Source organism: Streptomyces sp. GQ60, from assembly GCF_059758875.1.
Genome location: NZ_JCAXEG010000002.1, coordinates 641477 through 661192, shown reverse-complemented (window position 1 = coordinate 661192; position 19716 = coordinate 641477). Strand labels below are relative to the sequence as shown.

18 protein-coding genes are annotated in these 19716 nt (G+C 73.8%); 9 read left to right on the top strand and 9 right to left on the bottom strand.

The window, feature by feature from the left end:
* Window positions 1-209: 209 nt before the first annotated feature.
* Genes egtD through egtA form a run of 4 tightly spaced genes read right to left on the bottom strand, consistent with a single transcriptional unit; the run spans window position 210 to window position 4826 of the window.
* Complete coding sequence (gene egtD, locus AC6CKD_RS08055) at window positions 210-1298, bottom strand: L-histidine N(alpha)-methyltransferase (RefSeq protein WP_498326105.1); 1089 nt, start codon at window positions 1296-1298, stop codon at window positions 210-212.
* The gene (gene egtC, locus AC6CKD_RS08050; RefSeq protein WP_498326103.1) at window positions 1295-2164 is read right to left on the bottom strand and encodes an ergothioneine biosynthesis protein EgtC; all 870 of its coding nucleotides are present in this window, start codon (window positions 2162-2164) and stop codon (window positions 1295-1297) included. The genes egtD and egtC overlap by 4 nt, the downstream gene beginning before the upstream one ends.
* A complete protein-coding gene (egtB, locus tag AC6CKD_RS08045; RefSeq protein WP_498326102.1) occupies window positions 2164-3495 on the bottom strand; it encodes an ergothioneine biosynthesis protein EgtB in 1332 nt (443 codons plus the stop codon). The genes egtC and egtB overlap by 1 nt, the downstream gene beginning before the upstream one ends.
* A complete protein-coding gene (egtA, locus tag AC6CKD_RS08040; RefSeq protein ID WP_498326100.1) occupies window positions 3492-4826 on the bottom strand; it encodes an ergothioneine biosynthesis glutamate--cysteine ligase EgtA in 1335 nt (444 codons plus the stop codon). Before egtA ends, egtB begins: the two co-directional genes overlap by 4 nt.
* Before the next feature lie 108 nt (window positions 4827-4934).
* Between egtA and AC6CKD_RS08035 the strand changes: the two genes are divergently transcribed.
* Window positions 4935-5801, top strand: coding sequence for a TIGR02452 family protein (locus AC6CKD_RS08035; RefSeq protein WP_498326099.1), 867 nt, complete (start codon window positions 4935-4937; stop codon window positions 5799-5801).
* An 87-nt stretch (window positions 5802-5888) separates the two neighbouring features.
* Here the strand turns inward: AC6CKD_RS08035 and AC6CKD_RS08030 are convergent, their stop codons facing one another.
* Together AC6CKD_RS08030 and AC6CKD_RS08025 are read right to left on the bottom strand one after the other, a co-directional pair.
* Window positions 5889-6350, bottom strand: a complete 462-nt coding sequence (locus AC6CKD_RS08030; RefSeq protein ID WP_498326097.1) for a type II toxin-antitoxin system PemK/MazF family toxin — start codon at window positions 6348-6350, stop codon at window positions 5889-5891.
* An 89-nt stretch (window positions 6351-6439) separates the two neighbouring features.
* Complete coding sequence (locus AC6CKD_RS08025; RefSeq protein ID WP_498326096.1) at window positions 6440-7072, bottom strand: TetR/AcrR family transcriptional regulator; 633 nt, start codon at window positions 7070-7072, stop codon at window positions 6440-6442.
* A 73-nt stretch (window positions 7073-7145) separates the two neighbouring features.
* On the opposite strand from AC6CKD_RS08025, the gene AC6CKD_RS08020 reads away from it, so the two are divergent.
* On the top strand, window positions 7146-7553 hold the full coding sequence (locus tag AC6CKD_RS08020; RefSeq protein WP_498326094.1) for a RidA family protein: 408 nt from the start codon (window positions 7146-7148) through the stop codon (window positions 7551-7553).
* 105 nt (window positions 7554-7658) lie between these two features.
* Here AC6CKD_RS08020 and AC6CKD_RS08015 read toward each other — a convergent pair whose 3' ends face one another.
* Both AC6CKD_RS08015 and AC6CKD_RS08010 read right to left on the bottom strand, forming a co-directional pair.
* Window positions 7659-8354: an alpha/beta fold hydrolase gene (locus AC6CKD_RS08015; protein ID WP_498326302.1), complete on the bottom strand. Its 696-nt coding sequence runs from the start codon at window positions 8352-8354 to the stop codon at window positions 7659-7661.
* 103 nt (window positions 8355-8457) lie between these two features.
* On the bottom strand, window positions 8458-9690 hold the full coding sequence (locus AC6CKD_RS08010) for an MFS transporter (protein ID WP_498326093.1): 1233 nt from the start codon (window positions 9688-9690) through the stop codon (window positions 8458-8460).
* Window positions 9691-9971: 281 nt separating this feature from the next.
* On the opposite strand from AC6CKD_RS08010, the gene AC6CKD_RS08005 reads away from it, so the two are divergent.
* The 5 genes from AC6CKD_RS08005 to AC6CKD_RS07985 all read left to right on the top strand — a co-directional run bounded on the left by AC6CKD_RS08005 (window position 9972) and on the right by AC6CKD_RS07985 (window position 16264).
* Window positions 9972-11009, top strand: coding sequence for a LacI family DNA-binding transcriptional regulator (locus AC6CKD_RS08005; protein WP_498326091.1), 1038 nt, complete (start codon window positions 9972-9974; stop codon window positions 11007-11009).
* Window positions 11010-11378: 369 nt separating this feature from the next.
* The gene (locus AC6CKD_RS08000) at window positions 11379-12578 is read left to right on the top strand and encodes a thiolase family protein (protein WP_478688615.1); all 1200 of its coding nucleotides are present in this window, start codon (window positions 11379-11381) and stop codon (window positions 12576-12578) included.
* 231 nt (window positions 12579-12809) lie between these two features.
* The gene (locus AC6CKD_RS07995; RefSeq protein WP_498326089.1) at window positions 12810-14249 is read left to right on the top strand and encodes an aldehyde dehydrogenase family protein; all 1440 of its coding nucleotides are present in this window, start codon (window positions 12810-12812) and stop codon (window positions 14247-14249) included.
* Window positions 14239-14772, top strand: a complete 534-nt coding sequence (locus AC6CKD_RS07990) for a thioredoxin family protein (RefSeq protein WP_498326301.1) — start codon at window positions 14239-14241, stop codon at window positions 14770-14772. The genes AC6CKD_RS07995 and AC6CKD_RS07990 overlap by 11 nt, the downstream gene beginning before the upstream one ends.
* Window positions 14773-14833: 61 nt before the next feature.
* Window positions 14834-16264 carry a dihydrolipoyl dehydrogenase family protein gene (locus AC6CKD_RS07985; RefSeq protein WP_498326087.1) on the top strand — a complete coding sequence of 477 codons (1431 nt, stop codon included), beginning with the start codon at window positions 14834-14836 and terminating at the stop codon, window positions 16262-16264.
* 89 nt (window positions 16265-16353) lie between these two features.
* On the opposite strand, the gene AC6CKD_RS07980 is transcribed toward AC6CKD_RS07985, so the two are convergent.
* A complete protein-coding gene (locus tag AC6CKD_RS07980) occupies window positions 16354-17511 on the bottom strand; it encodes an alpha/beta fold hydrolase (protein WP_498326086.1) in 1158 nt (385 codons plus the stop codon).
* A 322-nt stretch (window positions 17512-17833) separates the two neighbouring features.
* Between AC6CKD_RS07980 and AC6CKD_RS07975 the strand changes: the two genes are divergently transcribed.
* Window positions 17834-18184: a YciI family protein gene (locus AC6CKD_RS07975; RefSeq protein ID WP_498326084.1), complete on the top strand. Its 351-nt coding sequence runs from the start codon at window positions 17834-17836 to the stop codon at window positions 18182-18184.
* Window positions 18185-18201: 17 nt separating this feature from the next.
* On the top strand, window positions 18202-19506 hold the full coding sequence (locus AC6CKD_RS07970) for an RNA polymerase sigma factor (protein WP_498326299.1): 1305 nt from the start codon (window positions 18202-18204) through the stop codon (window positions 19504-19506).
* The last annotated feature ends 210 nt before the right edge of the window (window positions 19507-19716 follow it).

Sequence of the window (19716 nt, the reverse complement as noted above, 5' to 3'; positions counted from 1 at the left end):
GACGCGCGGGTGCCGGTACAGCCCGTACGGATCAGCTACCTGCTCGACGACGGGGGGCCGGCCGGAGCGCCCGCTTTCGTCGGGGACGATCCGCTGACCGCCTCCCTGTGGCGGATCGCGCGCGCCCGTGGAGTGCGGGCCGAGGTGCGGCTGCTGCCGCGGATCCCGCCGGGCCGGTACGCGCACCGGCGGGACCTCGCGGCCGCTGCTCAGGCCGCGGTGCTCGCCGAACCGGTACCCGTGTCACGCCCGGTGTCGCGCCCCGTGTCGCGCCCCGTGTCACGACCGGCGCGCTCGTCGCTGCCCGGCGTACCCTCCCAGCCGTCGGTGCCGATGCCGTCCGCCACCGACAGGGACAGGGCGAAACGGCCCGCCGAATCCGTCCACCAATGGGTCAATTCCAGTCCGGCGGCGGCCAGTTCTCTGCGAACCCCCTCCTGACGGAACTTCGCCGAGATCTCCGTCAGGATCTCCTCACCCGCCTCGAAGGGCACCTCCAGATCCAGCGCCCGGACCTTCACCACCACCTGCTTCCGGGCGCGCAGCCGCATCTCGATCCACTCGTGCTCCCGATTCCACACCGCCACGTGAGCGAAGTCGGCGGTGTGGAAATCCGCGCCCAGCTCCCGGTTCACCACGGCCAGGACGTTCCTGTTGAACTCGCCCGTCACCCCTTGCGCATCGTCGTACGCCGACACCAGGACGGCCGGGTCCTTCACCAGGTCCGTCCCCATCAGCAGCGCGTCCCCGGGCGACAGCATCGCCCGTACGTCCGCCAGGAACACCGCCCGCTCCGGCGGCAGCAGGTTCCCGATCGTGCCCCCCAGGAACACCACCAGCCGGGGTCCGGGGGTGTCCGGCAGCCGCAGCGCCCGGGTGAAGTCGGCCAGCAGCGCGTGCACGCGCAGCCCCGGATGCTCCTCCAGCAGCGTCTTCGCCGCTCCGGTCAGCGCGCTCTCGCTCACGTCCACCGGTACGTACGTGTCCAGCGCGGGCAGCGCCTCGATCAGGTGCCGGGTCTTCTCCGAGGAGCCCGAACCCAGCTCCACCAAGGTGCGGGCCCCGCTCACCGAGGCGATCTCCCGGGCCCGTTCGAGCAGGATCTCCCGCTCGGCGCGGGTCGGGTAGTACTCGGGCAACCGGGTGATCTCCTCGAAGAGTTCGCTGCCCCGGGCGTCGTAGAACCACTTGGGCGGCAGCGACTTGGGGGACCGGCTCAGCCCGACGCGCACATCCGTGCGCAGAGCGGTCTCCGCGGCGTGCTCGTCGAGCGTGCGGGTCAGCTGGAAGTCGTTCACTGGCCTTCGTCTCCTTGGTGCGGTGCGTCCAGTGCGTGCGGTGCGTGCGGTGCTTCCGGTGCGTGCGGTGCGTGCGGTGCGTGCGGTGCGTCCAGTGCGTCCAGTGCGTCGGCGGGAGCCGCCTGCAGGGGGACGAGGTCGACCCGGGTGCGGGTGGCCGTCAGCAGGGTCCGGTCGGGCACCTCGCACCAGCGCGAGTCGTTGTCGTAGGGCTCCGAGGCCACCACCGTGCGCTGCGCCGCCGAGTCGGCCAGGTACCAGAGGGAGTCCCCCCAGGCCGTCGCGGCGATGGCCCGGCCGTCGGTCAGCAGCAGGTTCAGCCGGGATCCGGGCGCGGCCTCGGCCAGCTCCCGTACCGTCCGGGCCAGGGCCGCACCGAGGTCGGGATCCCTCCGCAGCCGGTGCAGGACCAGCGCCCAGATCAGCGCCGAATCCGTACGCGCGGCCAGCGACAGCAGCTCCCGGGGCGGCAGGCAGGCGGCGAGCGGGGCCGCGGCGTCCGGCCAGTCCCGCAGCGACCCGTTGTGGCTGAACAGCCACTGCCCCTCCGCGAACGGGGCCGCCGCCGCCTCCCCGTCCGCCCCCGGACGCGTGGAGTCCCGTACGGCGGCCAGCGCGGCCCCGCTGCGGACCACCCGGGCGAGGTCGCTGAAGGTCAGGTCGCCCCAGATCGGCCCGGCCCGGCGGTAGCGGGCGGGGACCGGGTCCCCGTCCGCGTACCAGCCGACGCCGAAGCCGTCCGCGTTGACCGTGCCGGAAACCTGGCGGCGCGGCTCCCACGACTGCCGGACCAGCGAGTGCTCGGGCTCGCTCAGCACCCGGCCGAGGCTAACGGGGGCCCCGAGGTAGGCGAGATGACGGCACATCAGGCCTGCCCGGGGGCGCCGGCGGGGACGGCGCCGCGCGCGGTCCGGAACCCTGAGAAGATCTGCCGGCGCACCGGCAGGTCCCAGTTGCGGAAGGTGCCCCGGCAGGCCACGGCGTCCACGGCGAAGGAGCCGCCGCGCAGCACCTTGTGCTCGGGGCCGAAGAACACCTCCGAGTACTCGCGGTAGGGGAACGCCCGGAAGCCGGGGTACGGGAGGAAGTCCGATGCCGTCCACTCCCACACGTCGCCGATGAGCTGGCGCACCCCGAGCGGGGAGGCCCCGGCCGGGTAGGCGCCCGCCCTGGCCGGCCGCAGGTGGCGCTGGCCGAGATTGGCGTGCGCGGGCGTGGGATCCGCGTCGCCCCACGGGTAGCGGGTGGAGCGCCCGGCCGCCGGATCGTGCCGGGCCGCCTTCTCCCACTCCGCCTCGGTGGGCAGCCGGCGCCCCGCCCAGCGGGCGTACGCGTCGGCCTCGTACCAGCTCACGTGCAGCACCGGCTCGTCCCCGGGCACCGGCTCCGTGACCCCGAAACGGCGGCGCAGCCAGGTGCCGCCCTCGCGGTGCCAGAACAGCGGGGCCTCGATCCCGTGCCGGCGGATCTCCTCCCAGCCGGCCGCCTCCCACCAACGCTCCTCGCGGTAGCCGCCGTCCGCCATGAACTCCTGGTACGCGGCATTGGTCACCGGAACGGTGTCGATCCAGAACGCCTGAACCTCGCGGACGTGCGCGGGCCGCTCGTTGTCCAGCGACCAGGGCTCCGCGGAGGTGCCCATCGTGAACGGCCCCGCCGGTACGAGAACTTCGGCCGCGGGCGGCGGCGGTCCCTGCGGGGGATCCGGGTCCGGCGCCGTCAGCACCGGCGCTCCCTGCCGCAGTTGATGGGTGATCAGCATCGTCTCGTCGTGCTGCTGTTCGTGCTGGGCGATCATCCCGAAGACATAGCCGCCGTCGAGCAGGGCCGTGCCCTCCAGCGGGGTGCGGTCCAGCAGGTCGAAGACCCGGCCGCGCACCTCGTCGGCGTACCGGCGGGCCTCGTCCGGGCTCAGCAGCGGCAACTTCGGCCGCTCCGCACGGGGATGCTCGAACGCGTCGTAGAGCGGGTCTATCTCGGGATGCATGGACTCGCGTCCGGCCACGTTGCGCAGCAGCCAGAGCTCCTCCATGTTCCCGATGTGCGCGAGGTCCCAGACCAGCGGAGACATCAGGGGGGAGTGCTGGGCGGTGAGGTCCGCCTCGGTGACGGCGTCGGTGAGTCCGGCCGTGCGGGCGCGCGCCGCGGTCAGGGCGGCGGCGGCCCGCTCGCGCAGGAGCTCCGGGTCGGCGGTCATGAGTGTGCCTCCTCGCCGGCCGGCCGGGGGTGGGTCTGCTGCGTCCGTGTCCGTGTCCGCGGTTGCCCGGGCGGCGTACGGTCGTCGGCCGGGCAGCGGCCGCGGGACACGTAGCGCTCGGTGAACTCGCCCACCGTGTCGGTGACGTGACGGTCGGCTCCGAGTCGGGGCAGCGCCGAGACCGCGGCCCGGAAGCAGGCGCGGGCGGCGGAGCGCAGCTCCGGATCGGCCAGCGCGTTGCGGGCGGCGGACCGCCACAGCGGATTGCGCGGCGCGGGTCCGGTGCCGTAGGAGTCGGCCAGCCCCTTCGCCACCCGGTACGCGGTCTCCGCCGCCTCCGGGTCGTCGAACAGGGCGTGCACGACGGCCACCGGGACCAGCCAGCCGTCCTCGCCGGGCTGGGCGTCGATCATCCGCAGCTCGAGATGGCCCCGGGGCCGCACCGGCGGGAAGAGCGTGGTCAGGTGGTAGTCCAGATCCGCGGCGGTGGGGGGCCGGGGGCCGCCTCCGGAGCGCAGCCAGTCACGGAAGGTCAGCCCGCGCGGCACCGCCCAGGGCGCGCCGTCCTCGTGCGTCCCGCCGTCCTCGCCCGTCCGCACGCACATCACCTCGGTGTCCAGCGCCTGCCGGGTCCACGCGCCGCGCGGCTCCGCCTCCAGGAGCGGGGCGAGGGAGCGCCGGGTGTCGACGTCGCTCCAGATCCCTTGGCGGGCGCACCGCCAGCCCGCGTACGGGCCTTCGTGCGCGGGGGAGTTGGCGAACGCGGCGACCAGCACCGCACCGAGGAGGTGGGCGAGGCGCCAGCGCCTGCCGTGGCCCAGCGGGCCGGGCTCCTCGTGTCCGGCGTCCACGCACACCTGGACGGAGGCCGAGGCGCACATCATGGAGCGCCCGGCCGGGCCGGTGCGGTCGAAGTAGGTCTCCATGGCCTCGTACCGCGGGCTGGTCAGCATCCGCCGCAGCGGCCGGCGCGGGTCCTGGCCGAGTCCCCGAAGGACCAGACCCTGGTCGCGCAGGGCGCCCCGGACGGCGGCCAGATCGGCCTGGAGGCCGTCGACGCAGCCGGTCAGGGAGGTGGCGGGGGCCGAGCTGAGTTCGAGCTGGCCACCGGGCTCGACGGTGACGCGGGAACCGAGGGGGAGGCCGCGCGCCGTGTCGTGCGCGACGGCCAGGCGTTCGTGGGAAACGGGCCGACCGGGTCGCTCCGCGTCGAACACCAGCCATTCGAGCTCCGCGCCGAGCAGGCGGGGCGGGCCGGTCTTGAAACAGATGCCGTGGATCAGCTCCTCGGCGGTGGGTTCGGTCAGTCGGGTGAGTGAGTCCTGGGGCATGACGGGGCCCTCGTCTCGTGTCGTCGGCTGTGACATCACCCGTGCCTACCCGTCCCTTGGGGCGCAAATCCCTTGCGGGCGCCCTGTCGGAGCGCCGAGGATCGCCGCGTGAGCGGCAGATTGCGCGAGATCGCGCGGGAGAATGCGGAGATCGTGGCGGCCGGGGGGTACCGGACGCGGTCGGGACGGCACGTGTCGCTCGCCGCCGCCGTGGCGGAGGCCAAGGCAGGAACTAGGATATATGGCCCAAACCGGGTCATTCCAGGCGAGCCGGCCTCGAAGGGCGCGTACCGAACCGTCGTCGAGGTCACCGGCGAGAGCAGCACGGTCGCCGCCCGTCGGCTCGCCGAGCAGCACCCGGGGACGGTTCGGACGGTTCCGGTGGCCGTCCTGAACTTCGCTTCGGCCCGGAATCCCGGGGGCGGCTACGTCCGCGGGGCCAAGGCCCAGGAGGAGGCACTCTGCCGCGCCTCGGCGCTGTACGAGACCCTCTTGGAGGCGCCGGAGTACTACGAGATCCACCGCGCCGAGGTCAGCACCTTCTACACCGACCGGGTGATTCATTCGCCCGGGGTCCCCGTCTTCCGCGACGACCGGGGCAACCTGCTGGACACCCCGTTCCGGGCCGGATTCCTCACCTCACCGGCCCCGAACGCGGGCACCATCCGCCGCCAGGAACCGGACCGCGAGCCGGAGATCCCCGCCGCCCTCGTCCGCCGCGCGGAGCTGGTGCTGGAGGTGGCGGCGCTGCACGGGTACCGGCGGCTGGTGCTGGGCGCCTGGGGGTGCGGAGTCTTCCAGAACGACCCCGCCCAGGTGGCGGAAGCCTTCCGGGGGCTGCTGGCAGGGCGGTTCGTCGGTGTGTTCGAACGGGTGGTGTTCGGGGTGCTCGACCGGAAGCCGGAGACTCGGGAGGCGTTCGAGCGGGCACTGGCGGGCGTGGGGACGGGTGGGGGAGCCGGGGAAGCCGAGTGAGCCGGGGGACGTTGAGCGGCGCCGGCCGGGATGGGGCCCGGCGGGCCTAGCCCCGGTCAGGGCCGGCCGCGCCCCGGGGGCGGCCGGCTAGTGCCAGCCGTACCGCTCGCGCAGCCGGTTCACCACGAGCTGGAACCGGCCCCGGTCCAGCGCGCACGCCTCGCGCCGCATGCCGGCCTCGTGGACGCGCAGCACCCGGTCCACGTCCACCCAGGACTCCCGTCCCGCGCCGTCCCACGGTCCGGTCCCGATGGGGACCCACTCCCGGTCGTGGTCGTGCCGCTTGCTGGACAGCTGGACGGCCAGGAGCGTGCTGCCCTCTTCCCGGGCCACGACCAGCACCGGGCGGTCCTTGCCGCGCCCGTCGTTCTCCTCGTACGGAACCCAGGTCCACACGATCTCGCCGGGGTCGGGATCCCCGTCGCGATCGGGAGCGTACGAGGTCCGCACCGGCCCGATGGCGTGCGGATCGGCCTCGGCGGTCGCGGTGGCCCCGGCGCGACCCGGTTGCTCGACGTGACCATTGCTGTGATGGGAAAGTGCCGTCATTCGGGCGAGGTTACCGGGTGGCCGCGCGGGGTGCCTGGACGCCGCCCGGGGGAATGGCCGGGGAACGGGAGGGTGGGCCGGCTTGGCGCCTACAGGCTGTCCGTGGAGGCCATGGGCGTGCTCTGCCAGCCGAGTTCGACGGAGCGGCGGCACCTGTCGGACGCGTCGCCGGAACTCGTGAAGAGTGCGGTCAGCATGGGCGCGCCCTGGGTGAGGACGTGGTGCGGCAGCGGGCCCGTCGCGACCAGGGACGCGAGTCCGTGGCCGATCACCCAGCTTTGCGTCGCCAGGGTCAGGGGGTCGATGTCGGCGTGGAAGCGGCCGGCCGTCTTGGCGCGTTCGACGGCGCGGACCAGGGAATGCAGCGTCTCGTCCGCCGCCTTGGCGTCTTCGAGCTCGAAGCCGGCGTCGAACATGATCCGGTAGAGGTCGGGGGCGGCGAGGGCGTTGCTCACGTAGGCGGCTCCGAGGGCGGCCAGGTCCCGTACCGGATCCGTGGACATCGCCACCGTGTCGAGCCTGGCGGCCAGGCGTGCGAAGCCTTCCTGGCGCATCGCCGTCCACAGGCCGTCCATGCCTCCGAAGTAGGTGTAGACGGCCATCGTGGATACGCCGGTTCCCGCCACCAGCGAACGGAGGGTGACCGGTTCGCGGGTGCGCAGCATCATCGCGGCCCGTTCGATGAGGAGGGAGCGGATCGCCGGGTCCTTGGTTCGCGCCATGCCGTTACGATACATAGCAGCGCTATGGTTTGGGGAGGTGCAGGAAGCTGCGCCCCGACGACAAGGAGCTGTCATGGCCGTGAGGCTGGTCAACCCCGACGGGTTGCCGAAACCCGAGGTATACCGTCAGCTCTCGATCGCCACCGGGTCGAAGCTGGTGTTCCTCGCAGGCCAGGTCGCGCGCGACGCCGAGGGGCGGCGGGTCGGTGAAGGGGACTTCGCCGCCCAGGTCGAGCAGTGCTATCTCAACATCGGCACCGCTCTGGCCGAGATCGGCGGATCCTTCGACGACGTGGCGAAGTTGACCGTCTACGTCGTGGACTGGAGCGCCGAGAAGATGCCGCTGCTGGGCGAAGGGGTGGCCCGGGCGGCCGCCAAGCTCGGGATCGACCCCGTCAAGCCGATCACGCTGCTGGGCGTCGCGGCGCTGGGGGAACCCGATCTCCTGGTCGAGGTCGAAGCGACGGCCGTTCTCGACTGACGATCGCCAGGAGGGCTGATCGCCCCGACGGCGGCCCGGGAGTCGTCGGCGTGGCAGTGGACCGCGTGGACCTGCGTGCGCCGGTCCACCGGCCCGTACGCCGTCCTAGATCCAGCCCTCCAGCGATGTCATGAAGCCGTCGAAGTCGTCCCGGTGGATGGTGTGGCCGGCTCCGGTGACCGAGCGGACCTCGAAGCCGCGCTCCTTGAGGACCGCCGCGCGCTCCGGTGAGATCAGGAAGCTCGGGTCGGCCAGCTGTACGAGGGACGGGACCACCGGCGCCGCCGGGAGCAGGTCCGCGCCCATCAGCGGGGTCAGGCTCAGTGCGGTCGCCTCGTCCCAGAGGGCCAGGGTGGCCAGTTCGATGTCCACGTCGGCCTCTTCCCAGCGCGGGTTCATCGCCCGGACCTGCTCTTTGGGCGCGGACTTGAACTGGGCGAACATCTCGGGGCCGAAACCCTCGCCGAGCGCCGCCAAGTGCCAGGCGGGGTCGGAGAAGACGGCGCGCGCCGGCTTCAGGCGGGCGACGGCGTTCGAGAGGGTCAGGCCGCCGAGGGAGTGGCCGATGGCGAGCTCGGCGCCGGCCGGCAGCGTTTCGACCACGTCGTCGGCGAAGGCGTCCGGGCTGTACGCGCCCCGGCCGCTGGCGCCGTGGCCGCGCAGGTCCACGGCGATGGCGCGGTAGCCGCGCTCGGCGAGGGCGGGGCCGACCCGGCGCCAGGTCCGGTGGTCGGCCATGATCCCGTGGATCAGGAGGGCGATGCGGTCGCCTTCGCCCCAAGTGTGGGTGTGGAGCTGCACGGTGGTGCCTTTCATCGTCGGGGGTGAGGGGTGGCAAGGGAGCCGGGAGTGGATGCGGCGGGGAGCGGGCCGCGCCTGACCGGCAAGATCCGAAAGAGACGGCCTAGCGGACGCTGCGGATCGGCTTGACCGCCAGGGCGCCCGCCACCGCCAGGGCGGCGGCCGCGATGAACAGGGCCGTGTAGCCGCCGCTCAGGGACACGATCACCGAGGCGATGAAGGGGGCGACGATCTGCGGGCCGGCGTTGGCGATGTTGAGTACGCCCATGTCGCGGGCGGCGTCCTCCGCCTTCGGCAGCACCATCGTCACGAGTGCGGTGTCCACGGCCATGTAGCAGCCGAACGCGAGGCCGTTGATCGCGGCGAAGGCCAGCATGGCCGTCCAGCTGGTCGACAGGGCCGGGATCAGCAGCGCGACGGCGGACAGCAGGGCGGAGGCCCCGACGAAGAGCTTGCGGCGGTCGTACTTGTCCGAGAGCCAGCCGCCGAGGACGGTGGAGACCACCATCGCCACGCTCGTCAGCGGCATCATGATCGCCACCGCCGCTTCCGGCTTCATGCCCTCCGGCAGCACGGTGTGGTCCTGGAGGATGTACAGCTGGTAGCCGCTCACCGCGAAGTAGCCGAGGACCAGCAGGGCCCGTCCGATGAACGCCCAGCGGAAGTCGTGGTCCTTCAGGGCGCTCGCGAAGGCGGCCAGCTGTGCCTTGACCGGCATGGAGGGCTTGGCGGGGCGCCGCTCCTCGCGGGTGCAGGTGGTGAACAGGACGGCGGCGCCCGCGACGAGCGCGCCGAAGATCAGGTATCCGGTGCGGTAGTCGTCCGAGAAGGCCGCGCCGATCAGGGCGCCGATGGTGGAGCCCAGCGGCAGGCCGAGGCCGACGGCGGCGGAGGCCTTGCCGCGGGCGCTCAGGGGCACCCGGTCGGGGACCACCGAGGTGATGGCGGCCTGGTAGACGTTCATCACGGCCTGTCCGAGGCACCAGGCGATGGTGATGAGCAGGATCGTGTCCGCGGCGCCGAGCAGGAACATCGCCGGTATCGCGGCGAGTCCACCGCCCAGGATCCAGGGGTTGCGCCGTCCGCTGCGGTCGGACAGGGCGCCCGCGACCGGGTTGAAGACCGTCGCGAAGATCGCCGAGACCCCCGCGATCAGGCCGAAGTTGGCGACCTTGTTCGCCGCGTCGATGTCTTCGACCTGGAGTGCGAGGAGTACGCCGGCGACACCGACGTAGAGGGCGTACATGGCGCCGTTGCCGACGAGCAGCAAGGGGAGCAGGCCCCGCGGGGTGCCGGGGGCGTCGGTGGTGGCGGTGCCGGGGGAGGAAAGGGCCACGGTGCCCTCCTGGGCGGTTTGGCGAGGGGCGAGAGGGAGGGGGGCTCAGGGGTGTGGGGAGGAGTGCGCGCCGCCCTGTCGCGACGGCGGGGGTGCGACGGAACGCGGCAGGGCGGCGGCACGGCTGGACACGGCACCGGCACGTGGGGTGACACCCCTTGGTGAAGCCGGGGCGACTGGTTGGTGACACGTGTCAGTGAATCGTGTAACCACTGTGTAGCATTGGTTTCCAGCCATCCGCTAGCCCCCGGGCGCAACCGGTCTGGAAAGATGCCACGGCAATGTCTCAGTCATCGAAGCCGCCGAAGCCCCCCACGCCGCCGTCGCCGTCCTCGGCGCCCGTGCCGACCAGCGCGGACGTGGCCCGTCTCGCGGGAGTGTCGCGCGCGACGGTCTCGTACGTCCTGAACAACGCGGAGGCCGTACGGATCAGCGAGCCGACCCGCCGCAAGGTGCGGGAGGCCGCCGAGGAGCTCGGCTACGTCCCCCACGCGGCCGCCCGCAGTCTGCGCGCCGGGCACACGCGCATCGTGCTGCTGCCCACCTCGCACGTGCCGATCGGCCCGCTGTACAGCACCTTCCTCAACGAGTTGCAGTGGGCGCTGCGCGCCCTCGACTACACGGTGGTCCAGTACGGCAGCCTCGGCCTCACCGGTGACGAGGCCGCGCGGGCCTGGGCCGAACTGCGGCCGGTCGCGGTGCTCTCGCTGGGGGAGATCACCCTGTCCGCGCACAACGTCGCCACGCTCAAGCGGGCCGGGGCGCGCGCGGTGCTGACGATGGGGCCGGAAGCCGTTTCCGGGGCCCACGCGCTGGTCATGGACCAGGCGGAGGTCGGCGCGCGGGCCGCGGAGCACTTGGTGGGCCGGGGCCGGCGGCGGATCGGCGTGGTCGTTCCGGAGGAGGAGGGGCTGGGGCTGTTCTCCACGCCCCGGCTGGAGGGCGCGCGGTCCGTGGCCGGGGCGGAGGTCGTGGCCCTGCGGATGGCCTACTCGGAGGAGTCGGCGGCGGCGCTGGCCGAAGGGTGGGGGTCGCTGGGGCTCGACGCGGCGTTCGCGTACAACGACGAGTACGCCATGCTCCTGATGCGGGCCTTCCAGGACGTGGGGCTCAGGGTGCCGGAGGACGTGGCCGTCATGGGCGCGGACGACCTGCTGATAGGCCGGTTGCTGCGGCCGAGGCTCAGCACGGTGCAGATCGAGATGCCGACCGGGGAGCGGCTGGCGGCGCTGGTGGACCAGGCGGTACGGGAGCCCTCCGCGGCGGTGCGCAGACACGACCTGATGGCCGCGGTGGCGGTGCCGCGGGACTCGACCTGAGCTCGTGGCTCCGCTCCGGGTGGGTGGGTGCCCCAGCGCCGGGTCGCCGCTGAGCGACTCCGCAGGGTTACGGGTGGGGGTGGTGGCCCCGCCGCCGGCTGCGGCGCCGTGGCCGCGCCTCGAACGCCGGCGGAGCTGGGCGTGGCGGGGTCGGCTCGGACGCGCGGGGCCATTTCGGCCCCGCCGGTGCCCGAGTCCCAGGGGGCCGGGCGCAGGTCGGGGCCCCGTCGGGGGCGGGGGACCGTTGACAGGGGGGTCGGGGGGACGGAGACTTCGGGCGCGCCCCACCGGGCGCGGGCGGAGCGTGCGCCGGGCCGGACAGTGGTGTCGGTGTGCCGCGCCGCCTCCCGTTCGCCTCGGAGGGACTCCATGAGCATCCGTACCGTCCGCGACGTCTACGTCGTCGACGCCGTCCGCACCCCGATCGGGAAGTTCGGCGGCGCCCTCGCCGGGATCCGCCCCGACGACCTGGCCGCCCACGTGGTGCGCGCGCTCGTGGACCGTACGCCCGCACTGGACCCGGCCCGCATCGACGACGTCGTCTTCGGGGACGCCAACGGCGCGGGCGAGGACAACCGCGACGTGGCCCGCATGGCGGTGCTGCTCGCCGGGCTCCCCGTGACCGTCCCCGGCGTCACCGTCAACCGGCTCTGCGGCTCCGGGCTCGAAGCCGTCGTCCAGGCGGCCCGCGCCATCGCGCTCGGCGACGCCTCCGTCGCCATCGCCGGGGGCGTCGAGTCCATGAGCCGGGCCCCCTGGGTGGTGCAGAAGCCGGAGCGCGCCTTCCCCGCGGGGCACCAGCAGATGTGGTCCACCACGCTCGGCTGGCGGATGACCAACCCCCGCATGCCCGCGGAGTGGGCCGGTTCGCTCGGCGAGGGCGCCGAGCTCGTCGCCGACAAGCACGGCATCACGCGCGAGGCGCAGGACGCCTTCGCACTGGAGAGCCACCGCAAGGCGGCGGCCGCCTGGGCCGCCGGGCAGTACGACGCCGAGGTGGTTCCGTACGCGGGCGTGGACCTGCTGCGCGACGAGTGCATCCGCGAGGGTTCCGGCCCGGAGGCGCTCGCGCGCCTGAAGCCCGCCTTCCGGAGCGACGGCACCGGCACGGTCACGGCGGGCAACGCCTCGCCGCTCAACGACGGGGCCGCTGCACTGCTGTTGACGGACGAGGAGGGCCTCGCCGCCACGGGCCGGGAGCCGTTGGCCCGGATCAGCGCGTCGGCCGTCACCGGGATCGAGCCCCAGCTCTTCGGCCTGGGGCCGGTGGAGGCCGTCGAGCGCGCGCTCGCCAAGGCGGGGCGCGGATTCGCCGATCTGGCCGCTTTTGAGCTCAACGAGGCCTTCGCCGCACAGGCGTTGGGCTGCCTCGCGGCCTGGCCCGAGCTGGATCCGGCCGTGGTCAACCCGCGCGGCGGGGCCATCGCGATCGGGCACCCGCTCGGTGCTTCGGGCGCCCGGCTGGCGGGTTCGGTGGCGCACCAGCTCGCGGCCGCCGGATCCGGTACCGGGATCGCGGCCCTCTGCATCGGTGTGGGGCAGGGCATCGCCCTCGTTCTGGAGCGCTGATCGGGCTGGAGCGCTGATCCGGCTGGAGCGCTGATCCAGTGATGCGGTGATGCGGTGATCCAGTGAGGCGGTGAGGCGCCGACTCCGGGCAGTCGATCATTTCCGGTCATAGTCGGGCGGCAACTGCGCAGCAAGTGAAGGGAATTGATGCCTCCGGTGCGGTGGGGTGGCACGATGGCGCGTGCTGCCGCCACCCCCCGCCACGCTCCCCGCACCCGGAGGCCCCGCGCCATGCCGCTCCTCGATCCGACGCTCTGGCAGGACGGACCCACCCTCACCGGAGGCACCGCCCCGGTCGTCGAACCCGCCACCGGCCAGACCCTCGCGACCATCGACCTGGCCGCTCCGGTCGATGTGGCGGAGGTCGCCGTACGGGCCCACGCGGCCCAGCGGGACTGGGCGCGGGCCACCCACCCGGAGCGGGCGGCGGTGCTGCGCAGGGCCGGCGACGTGTTCACCGCGCACGCCGGCGAGCTGCGGGACTGGCTGGTCCGGGAATCCGGATCCATCCCGGGCAAGGCCGACTTCGAGCTGCACGTCGCCGCGCAGGAGTGCTACGAGGCCGCGGCCCTGGCCTCGCGTCCGGCCGGGCAGGTGCTGCCCAGCGAGGCGCCGCGGCTGTCCTTCACCCGCCGCGAACCGGTCGGTGTGGTGGGGGTGGTGGCGCCCTTCAACGCACCGCTGATCCTCTCGATCCGCTCGGTCGCGCCCGCGCTCGCCCTCGGCAACGCGGTGCTCCTCAAGCCGGACCGCCGTACCGCCGTCAGCGGCGGGCTCGCACTCGCCGCCGTCTTCGCGGCGGCCGGCCTGCCGGGCGGACTGCTGCACGTCCTGCCCGGCGGCGCCGAGACGGGGGCGGCGGTGGTCGCCGACCCCCTCGTCAGGGTGGTGTCGTTCACCGGATCCACCGCGAGCGGGCGGGCCGTCGGTGCGCTGGCGGGCCGTCACCTCAAGCGTGCGCACTTGGAGTTGGGCGGGAACTCGGCGCTCGTCGTGCTCCGCGACGCCGATGTGGCGGCGGCCGTCGCGCAGGCCTCCTGGGGCTCCTTCTTCCATCAGGGCCAGATCTGCATGACGGCCGGCCGGCACCTCGTGCACGCCTCGCTCTACGACGAGTACGTGGAGCGGCTCGCCGCGCGCGCGGAGGAGCTCGCGGTCGGGGACCCGTACCGCGAGCGGGTGCACCTGGGGCCGCTCATCGACCGGTCCCAGCTGGACCGGGTGCACGGGCTGGTGGAAGCCAGCACCGCACAGGGCGCCAAACTCGTCACCGGCGGCGACCACCAGGACCTCTTCTACCGGCCGACGGTGCTGGCGAACGCCGGCGACGACAGCCCGGCCTATACGGAGGAGGTCTTCGGCCCGGTGGCACCCGTACGGTCCTTCGCGACGGAGGCCGAGGCCGTGGAGCTGGCCTCGGCCGGCCCCTACGGGCTCTCCCTCGGGATCGTGACCGGCGACGCGGCACGTGGGCTGGACCTGGCGGGGCGGATCCCGGTCGGGATCGCGCACGTCAACGACCAGACGGTGAACGACGAGGCGGTGGCCCCCTTCGGCGGAGTCGGCGCGTCCGGCACCGGCGCCCGCTTCGGCGGCGAGGCGAACCTCGACGCCTTCACCGAGCTGCGCTGGACCACGCTCCGCGCCACCCCGGGCGGGCATCCGTTCTAGGCCGTCCGCCGAGTTCCCGGGCGCGGCCAGGAATGCTTCGGGCCGGTCGTTCGTTCAGGGGAAACAAGCAGCTCAGGGAAACGAGCGGCACAGCACTCTGGAGGTCTGGAATACCGTGGCTACCGTCGAACTCACCAAGGAGAACTTCGACCGGACGGTGAGCGAGAACTCGTTCGTCCTGATCGACTTCTGGGCGGGCTGGTGCCGTCCCTGCCTGCAGTTCGCCCCGGTCTACGAGAAGGCCTCCGAGGCCAATCCCGACCTGCTCTTCGCCAAGGTGGACACCGAGGCGCAGCAGGAGCTCGCGGCCGCGTTCCAGATCAGCTCCATCCCGACGCTCATGATCGTCCGGGACCAGGTCGCGATCTTCTCGCAGCCCGGCGCGCTGCCCGAGGCGGCACTGACGGACCTCATCACCCAGGCCCGGGCCCTCGACATGGACGAGGTGCGGACGAAGATCGCCGCCGAGCAGGGCGGCGCCGCCGGCGCGGCGGCCGACGAGCCCGGCACACCGGACGCCTGACCCCGGCACGCCGGACGCGTGATTGCGTGACGGGCCCGCGTCGTGCCGTGAGACTGGCCAGATGAGCGAAGCGGTGGAGTACGACGTAGTGGTCCTCGGCGGGGGCCCGGCCGGCGAGAACGTCGTGGACCGGACCCGCGCCGCCGGGCTGAGCACGGCGCTGGTCGAGAGCGAGCTGGTGGGCGGCGAGTGCTCGTACTGGGCCTGCATCCCCAGCAAGGCGCTGCTGCGCCCGGTGCTGGCCCGGGCCGACGCGCGCCGGGTGCCCGGTCTCGCGCGGTCTGTGGCCGGTCCCCTGGACGCGCAAGCGGTGTTCGCGCACCGCGACTACTGGACCGGGAGCTGGAACGACGACGGCCAGGTCGACTGGCTGGAGTCGGTCGGCGCCCACGTGTACCGGGGCCACGGGCGGCTGTACGGAGTCCGCAAGGTCGCCGTCACCAGCCCGGAGGGGGAGCACCACGTGCTCGCCGCCCGGCACGCGGTCGTCGTCGCGACCGGTACCCGGGCGGCCGTCCCGGAACTGCCGGGCATCGAAGGCGCCCGCCCGTGGACCAGCCGCGAGGCCACGTCGGCTCAGGCGGCGCCGGGCCGGCTGCTGATCGTCGGCGGCTCGGTGGTGGCCGCGGAGATGGCCACGGCCTGGCAGGCCCTCGGCTCCGAGGTGACCGTGCTCGTACGGGGCTCCGGGCTGCTGCCGCGCATGGAGCCCTTCGCCGGGGAGCTGGTCGCCGAGGCGCTGCGCGAGGCGGGCGCGGTGGTCCGTACGGGCGTGGCCGTCGAGTCCGTCGTACGGGACGGCTCGACCGGGCCCGTCACCGTGGTGCTCGAAGGCGGCGAGACGCTGGAGGGCGACGAGCTCCTGGTGGCGACGGGGCGCACCCCGCGCACCGAGGACATCGGGCTGGACACCGTCGGGCTCACCCCGGGCGGGTGGATCGCGGTGGACGAGAGCTGCCGGGTCCCGGGGACCGACTGGCTGTACGCGGTCGGCGACGTCAACCACCGGGCGCTGCTCACGCATCAGGGCAAGTACCAGGCCCGGATCGCGGGCGCCGTCATCGCCGCCCGCGCGGCGGGCAACGCACCCCTCGACACGGGCCGTTGGGGCGCACACGCGGCGACCGCCGATACGGAGGCCCTCCCGCAGGCCGTGTTCACCGACCCGGAGGCCGCATCGGTGGGCCTGACCCTCGCGGAGGCCGAGCGGGCCGGCCACCGGGTCCGGGCCGTGGACTACGACCTGGGCAAGGTGTCCGGAGCGGGCCTGTACGCAGACGGCTACCGGGGCCGCGCCCGCATTGTGGTGGACCTGGACCGCGAGATCCTGCTCGGCGCCACCTTCGTCGGGCCGGGCGCGGCCGAGCTCCTGCACGCGGCGACCATCGCGGTCGCGGGCCAGGTGCCGATCGAGCGGCTGTGGCACGCGGTTCCGGCGTTCCCGACGATCAGCGAGATCTGGCTGCGGCTGCTGGAGGAGTACAGGGGATAGGCGCCCGAGGACGACGGCCGCTTCGAGTCAGCCCGGCGCCTCGGCGCCCCGGCGCACCCGTGCCCCGGCCCACCCCCCGGCCCCCCCGCTCACCCCTCGGGAGCGGGGGCCGGGGAACCCGCCACCAGGGCCTCCACCTGGGGCCGCAGCGCGGGCTCCGCACACAACGCGAAGTGGTCGGTCCGCCGCAGGTCGAACACACCCCGCACACCACGCCGTCGCGCGTGGGCGACCAGATCGTTGAAATGCGTCTCGAAGCGCGTGGAGAAATGGATCCGCACCGGCCCCCCGCACACCGACCGCAGTCGCTCGCACCGGCGCACGAACCGCTCGTAGCCCCCCACCTCCTCCGCGTCCTCCCACACCTCACCGGCATGCCGGCACACCTGCGCCAGGTCCTTCCCGGCGATCCGGTGCAGGTAGTCGCAGACGTTCGCGAGGGCGTCCAGGTCCCGGGTCCCCGCCACGATCCCGCGCAGCGCCGCCGCCGGATCGGACAGGTCCAACCCGGCCAGGGCCCGGGTGACGGGGAGGGTGGACCGGTTCATGTTCGGATCCAGCAGCAACACCCCCGCGAGCGAGGGCCGCTGCTCCGGATGCTCCGCCCACTGCTCGGCCAGCCGCAGCACCGTGTCTGCCCCGTACGAGAACCCCACGAGCACGAGCCGCTTGCCCGGGTGGCGCCGGGCGAGCGCCCTGATGGCGCCCGCGATCAACTCGGTGTGCGTGGTCAGGCCGATCGGCCGGTAGCGCGCGTCCCGCGCCTCCTCCGGATGGTGACCGAACGCCGTCAGCGCGACGGTGTGCGGCCGGGCCGAGGCCATGTACGGGCGGAACTCCGAGGCGTCCGTGCCCAGGCCGTGCAGCAGGACCACCAGGTCACGCGAAGCCGTGGCCCGTTCCAGGTAGCGCAGCCGGCGGCCGAAGACCATGTGGTCCGCCGGCAGGTCCACGTCGAAGTCGTCGGCACTGATCTCGAAGGAACCCTCGACCACCTGGGGCCCCGCGTCCCGGCCGCCGGGACCCGCCCTGGCGCCGCTCCACCACCCGAGGCCGAAGCCGGCGCCCGCGCAGAGCAGCGCGGCACCGGCCGGCGCGGCGGCGTGCGCTCCGGCCCAGGCGAGCACGGCGCGGGCCTCGTCGGCGTAGATCCCGATGAGGATCCCCAGCGCGCCCCCGGCCGCGGCCAGGGCCGCACGCACCCGGTTGACCACGCCCGTCGCCGGGCGGGGGCCCGGAGCCGTCATCCCGCGCCCCGCGGCCCCGCCGACACCCGCACCCCTGTCCGTTTGCGCACCCCGCCACCCCGTCCTCCGCGCCCCGCGGCCCCGTCGCACCGGTGTTCGCGTCCCTTACCCCCGGGGCGGGCGGGCGAAGCCCTTCCGGTTCCCGTGGCCCGGGGCGGGCAGGTCGGCGGGCCGGACAGGATCCGGTCGCTGCCGTGCATACCGTGGTCAGCGTCCCGAAAAGATCTTCGGGGCGGTGTCGATTCGACCGCGTCCCGTTCGTCGTCATGGTGTACGGCGACTCGCCGTGCGCGGGAACGACAGGACTGACAGGAGCCGGACCATGAAGTACATGCTGCTGATCAACGCTGGTGCGATCGGTGAGGACGGCGGGGCCGCCGAGTGCACCGTCGAGGACTGGATGGGCTACGACAAAGAGGTGAGGGAGGCGGGGATCCGGGTGTCCGGTGAGTCGCTCGCGGACCTGGTCACCGCCACGACGGTGCGGGTCGGGCAGGACGGCAGGCGGGTCGTCACCGACGGGCCGTTCGCGGAGAGCCGCGAGGTTCTCGGGGGCTTCTACGTCATCGACGTACCGGACCTGGACGTCGCGCTCGACTGGGCCGCCCGTTGTCCCGGCGCGCGCGGCAGCGGATCGGTCGTCGTCCGTCCGATCGCCGACTTCGGAGTCTGACGGTGGGGGACGAGGGGATCGCCGACCGCGGCCCGTCCGCCGGGTCGTTCCATCGGTCTTCCGCCAGGTCGTCCGTGGAGGCGGTGTTCCGTGAGGAGCGCGGCCGGCTGCTCGCCTCCCTCGTCCGCCGGTTCGGCGATCTCGACCTGGCCGAAGAGGTCACCTCCGAGGCCGTCGAGGCGGCCTTGGAGCACTGGCCGGTCGAGGGCGTTCCGGCCAGGCCCGGGGCATGGCTGCTCACCACGGCCCGGCGCAAGGCCGTCGACCGCCTGCGGCGGGACCAGGCGTACGCCGCCCGGCTGGCCGTCCTTCAGGTGGAGGCGGAGCGGGCTGACCCCGCCCCGCCCGCTGATGCCGACGGCGAGTTGCCCGACGAGCGGTTGCAGTTGTTCTTCACCTGCGCGCACCCGGCTCTCGCGGCCGAGGACCGCACGGCGCTCACCCTGCGCTGCCTGGCAGGTCTGACGACGCCCGAGGTGGCGCGTGCCTTCCTGGTGCCGCCCGCAACGATGGCGCAGCGGATCGTGCGGGCGAAGAAGAAGATCCGCGAGGCGCGCATCCCCTTCCGGGTGCCCGGCGCCGACGAGCTCCCCGAGCGCCTGCCGGGGGTGCTCCAGGTCGTCTATTCGGTCTTCACCGAGGGGTACGCGGCCAGCTCGGGCCCGCAGCTGCAGCGGCTCGACCTCGCGGAGGAGGCCATCCGGCTGGCGCGGATCCTGCGCCGGCTGCTGCCCGCTGAGCGGGAGGCCGCCGGTCTGCTCGCGCTGATGCTCCTGACCCACGCCAGGCGGGAGGCCCGTACCGGCCCGGACGGCGAGCCCGTGCTGCTCGGCGACCAGGACCGCGGCCGCTGGGACCGGCCGATGATCGAGGAGGGCCGTGCTCTGGTGGTCTCCGCGCTGACGGGTGGACCACCCGGCCCGTACGGGGTGGAGGCCGCCATCGCCGCCCTGCACGACGAGGCCGCAGACCTCGCCACCACCGACTGGCCGCAGGTCGTCGTGCTCTACGACGTACTGCTCGCGCTCACGCCGTCCCCCGTCGTCGCACTGAACCGGGCGGTGGCGGTGGCCATGCGCGACGGCCCGCAGGCCGGCCTGGCCCTGCTCGACGACCTGGCCGGCGAGCATCAGCTGCGAGGCCACCACCCCTACCCGGCCGCCCGAGGAGACCTGCTGCAGCGGCTCGGCCGTCTGCCCGAGGCCGCCGAGGCCTACCGTGAGGCGCTCGACCTGGCCGGTACCGAACCCGAACGCGCCCACCTGCGGCGCAGGCTGGACGCGGTGCTGCCGACGGGACCGGACGGTTCAACCGGTACCTGACCGCGCGACACCGCGCCCGCGGCCGTCCCCTGGCGCGGGCGCGGGCCGCTGTCACTGTTCGGTGAGGCAGCTCATCCCGTCATCCCGGCGTCGGCGGTCTCCTTCGGACGGGTCAGCGGTCCGCCGTGCGGCGCCCCGGCCACCCGCGCGAAGCGGCCGTCCTGCAGCACGTCGGCAGCCCCTCGGCCGGGGTGCGGCGGGACGTACAGG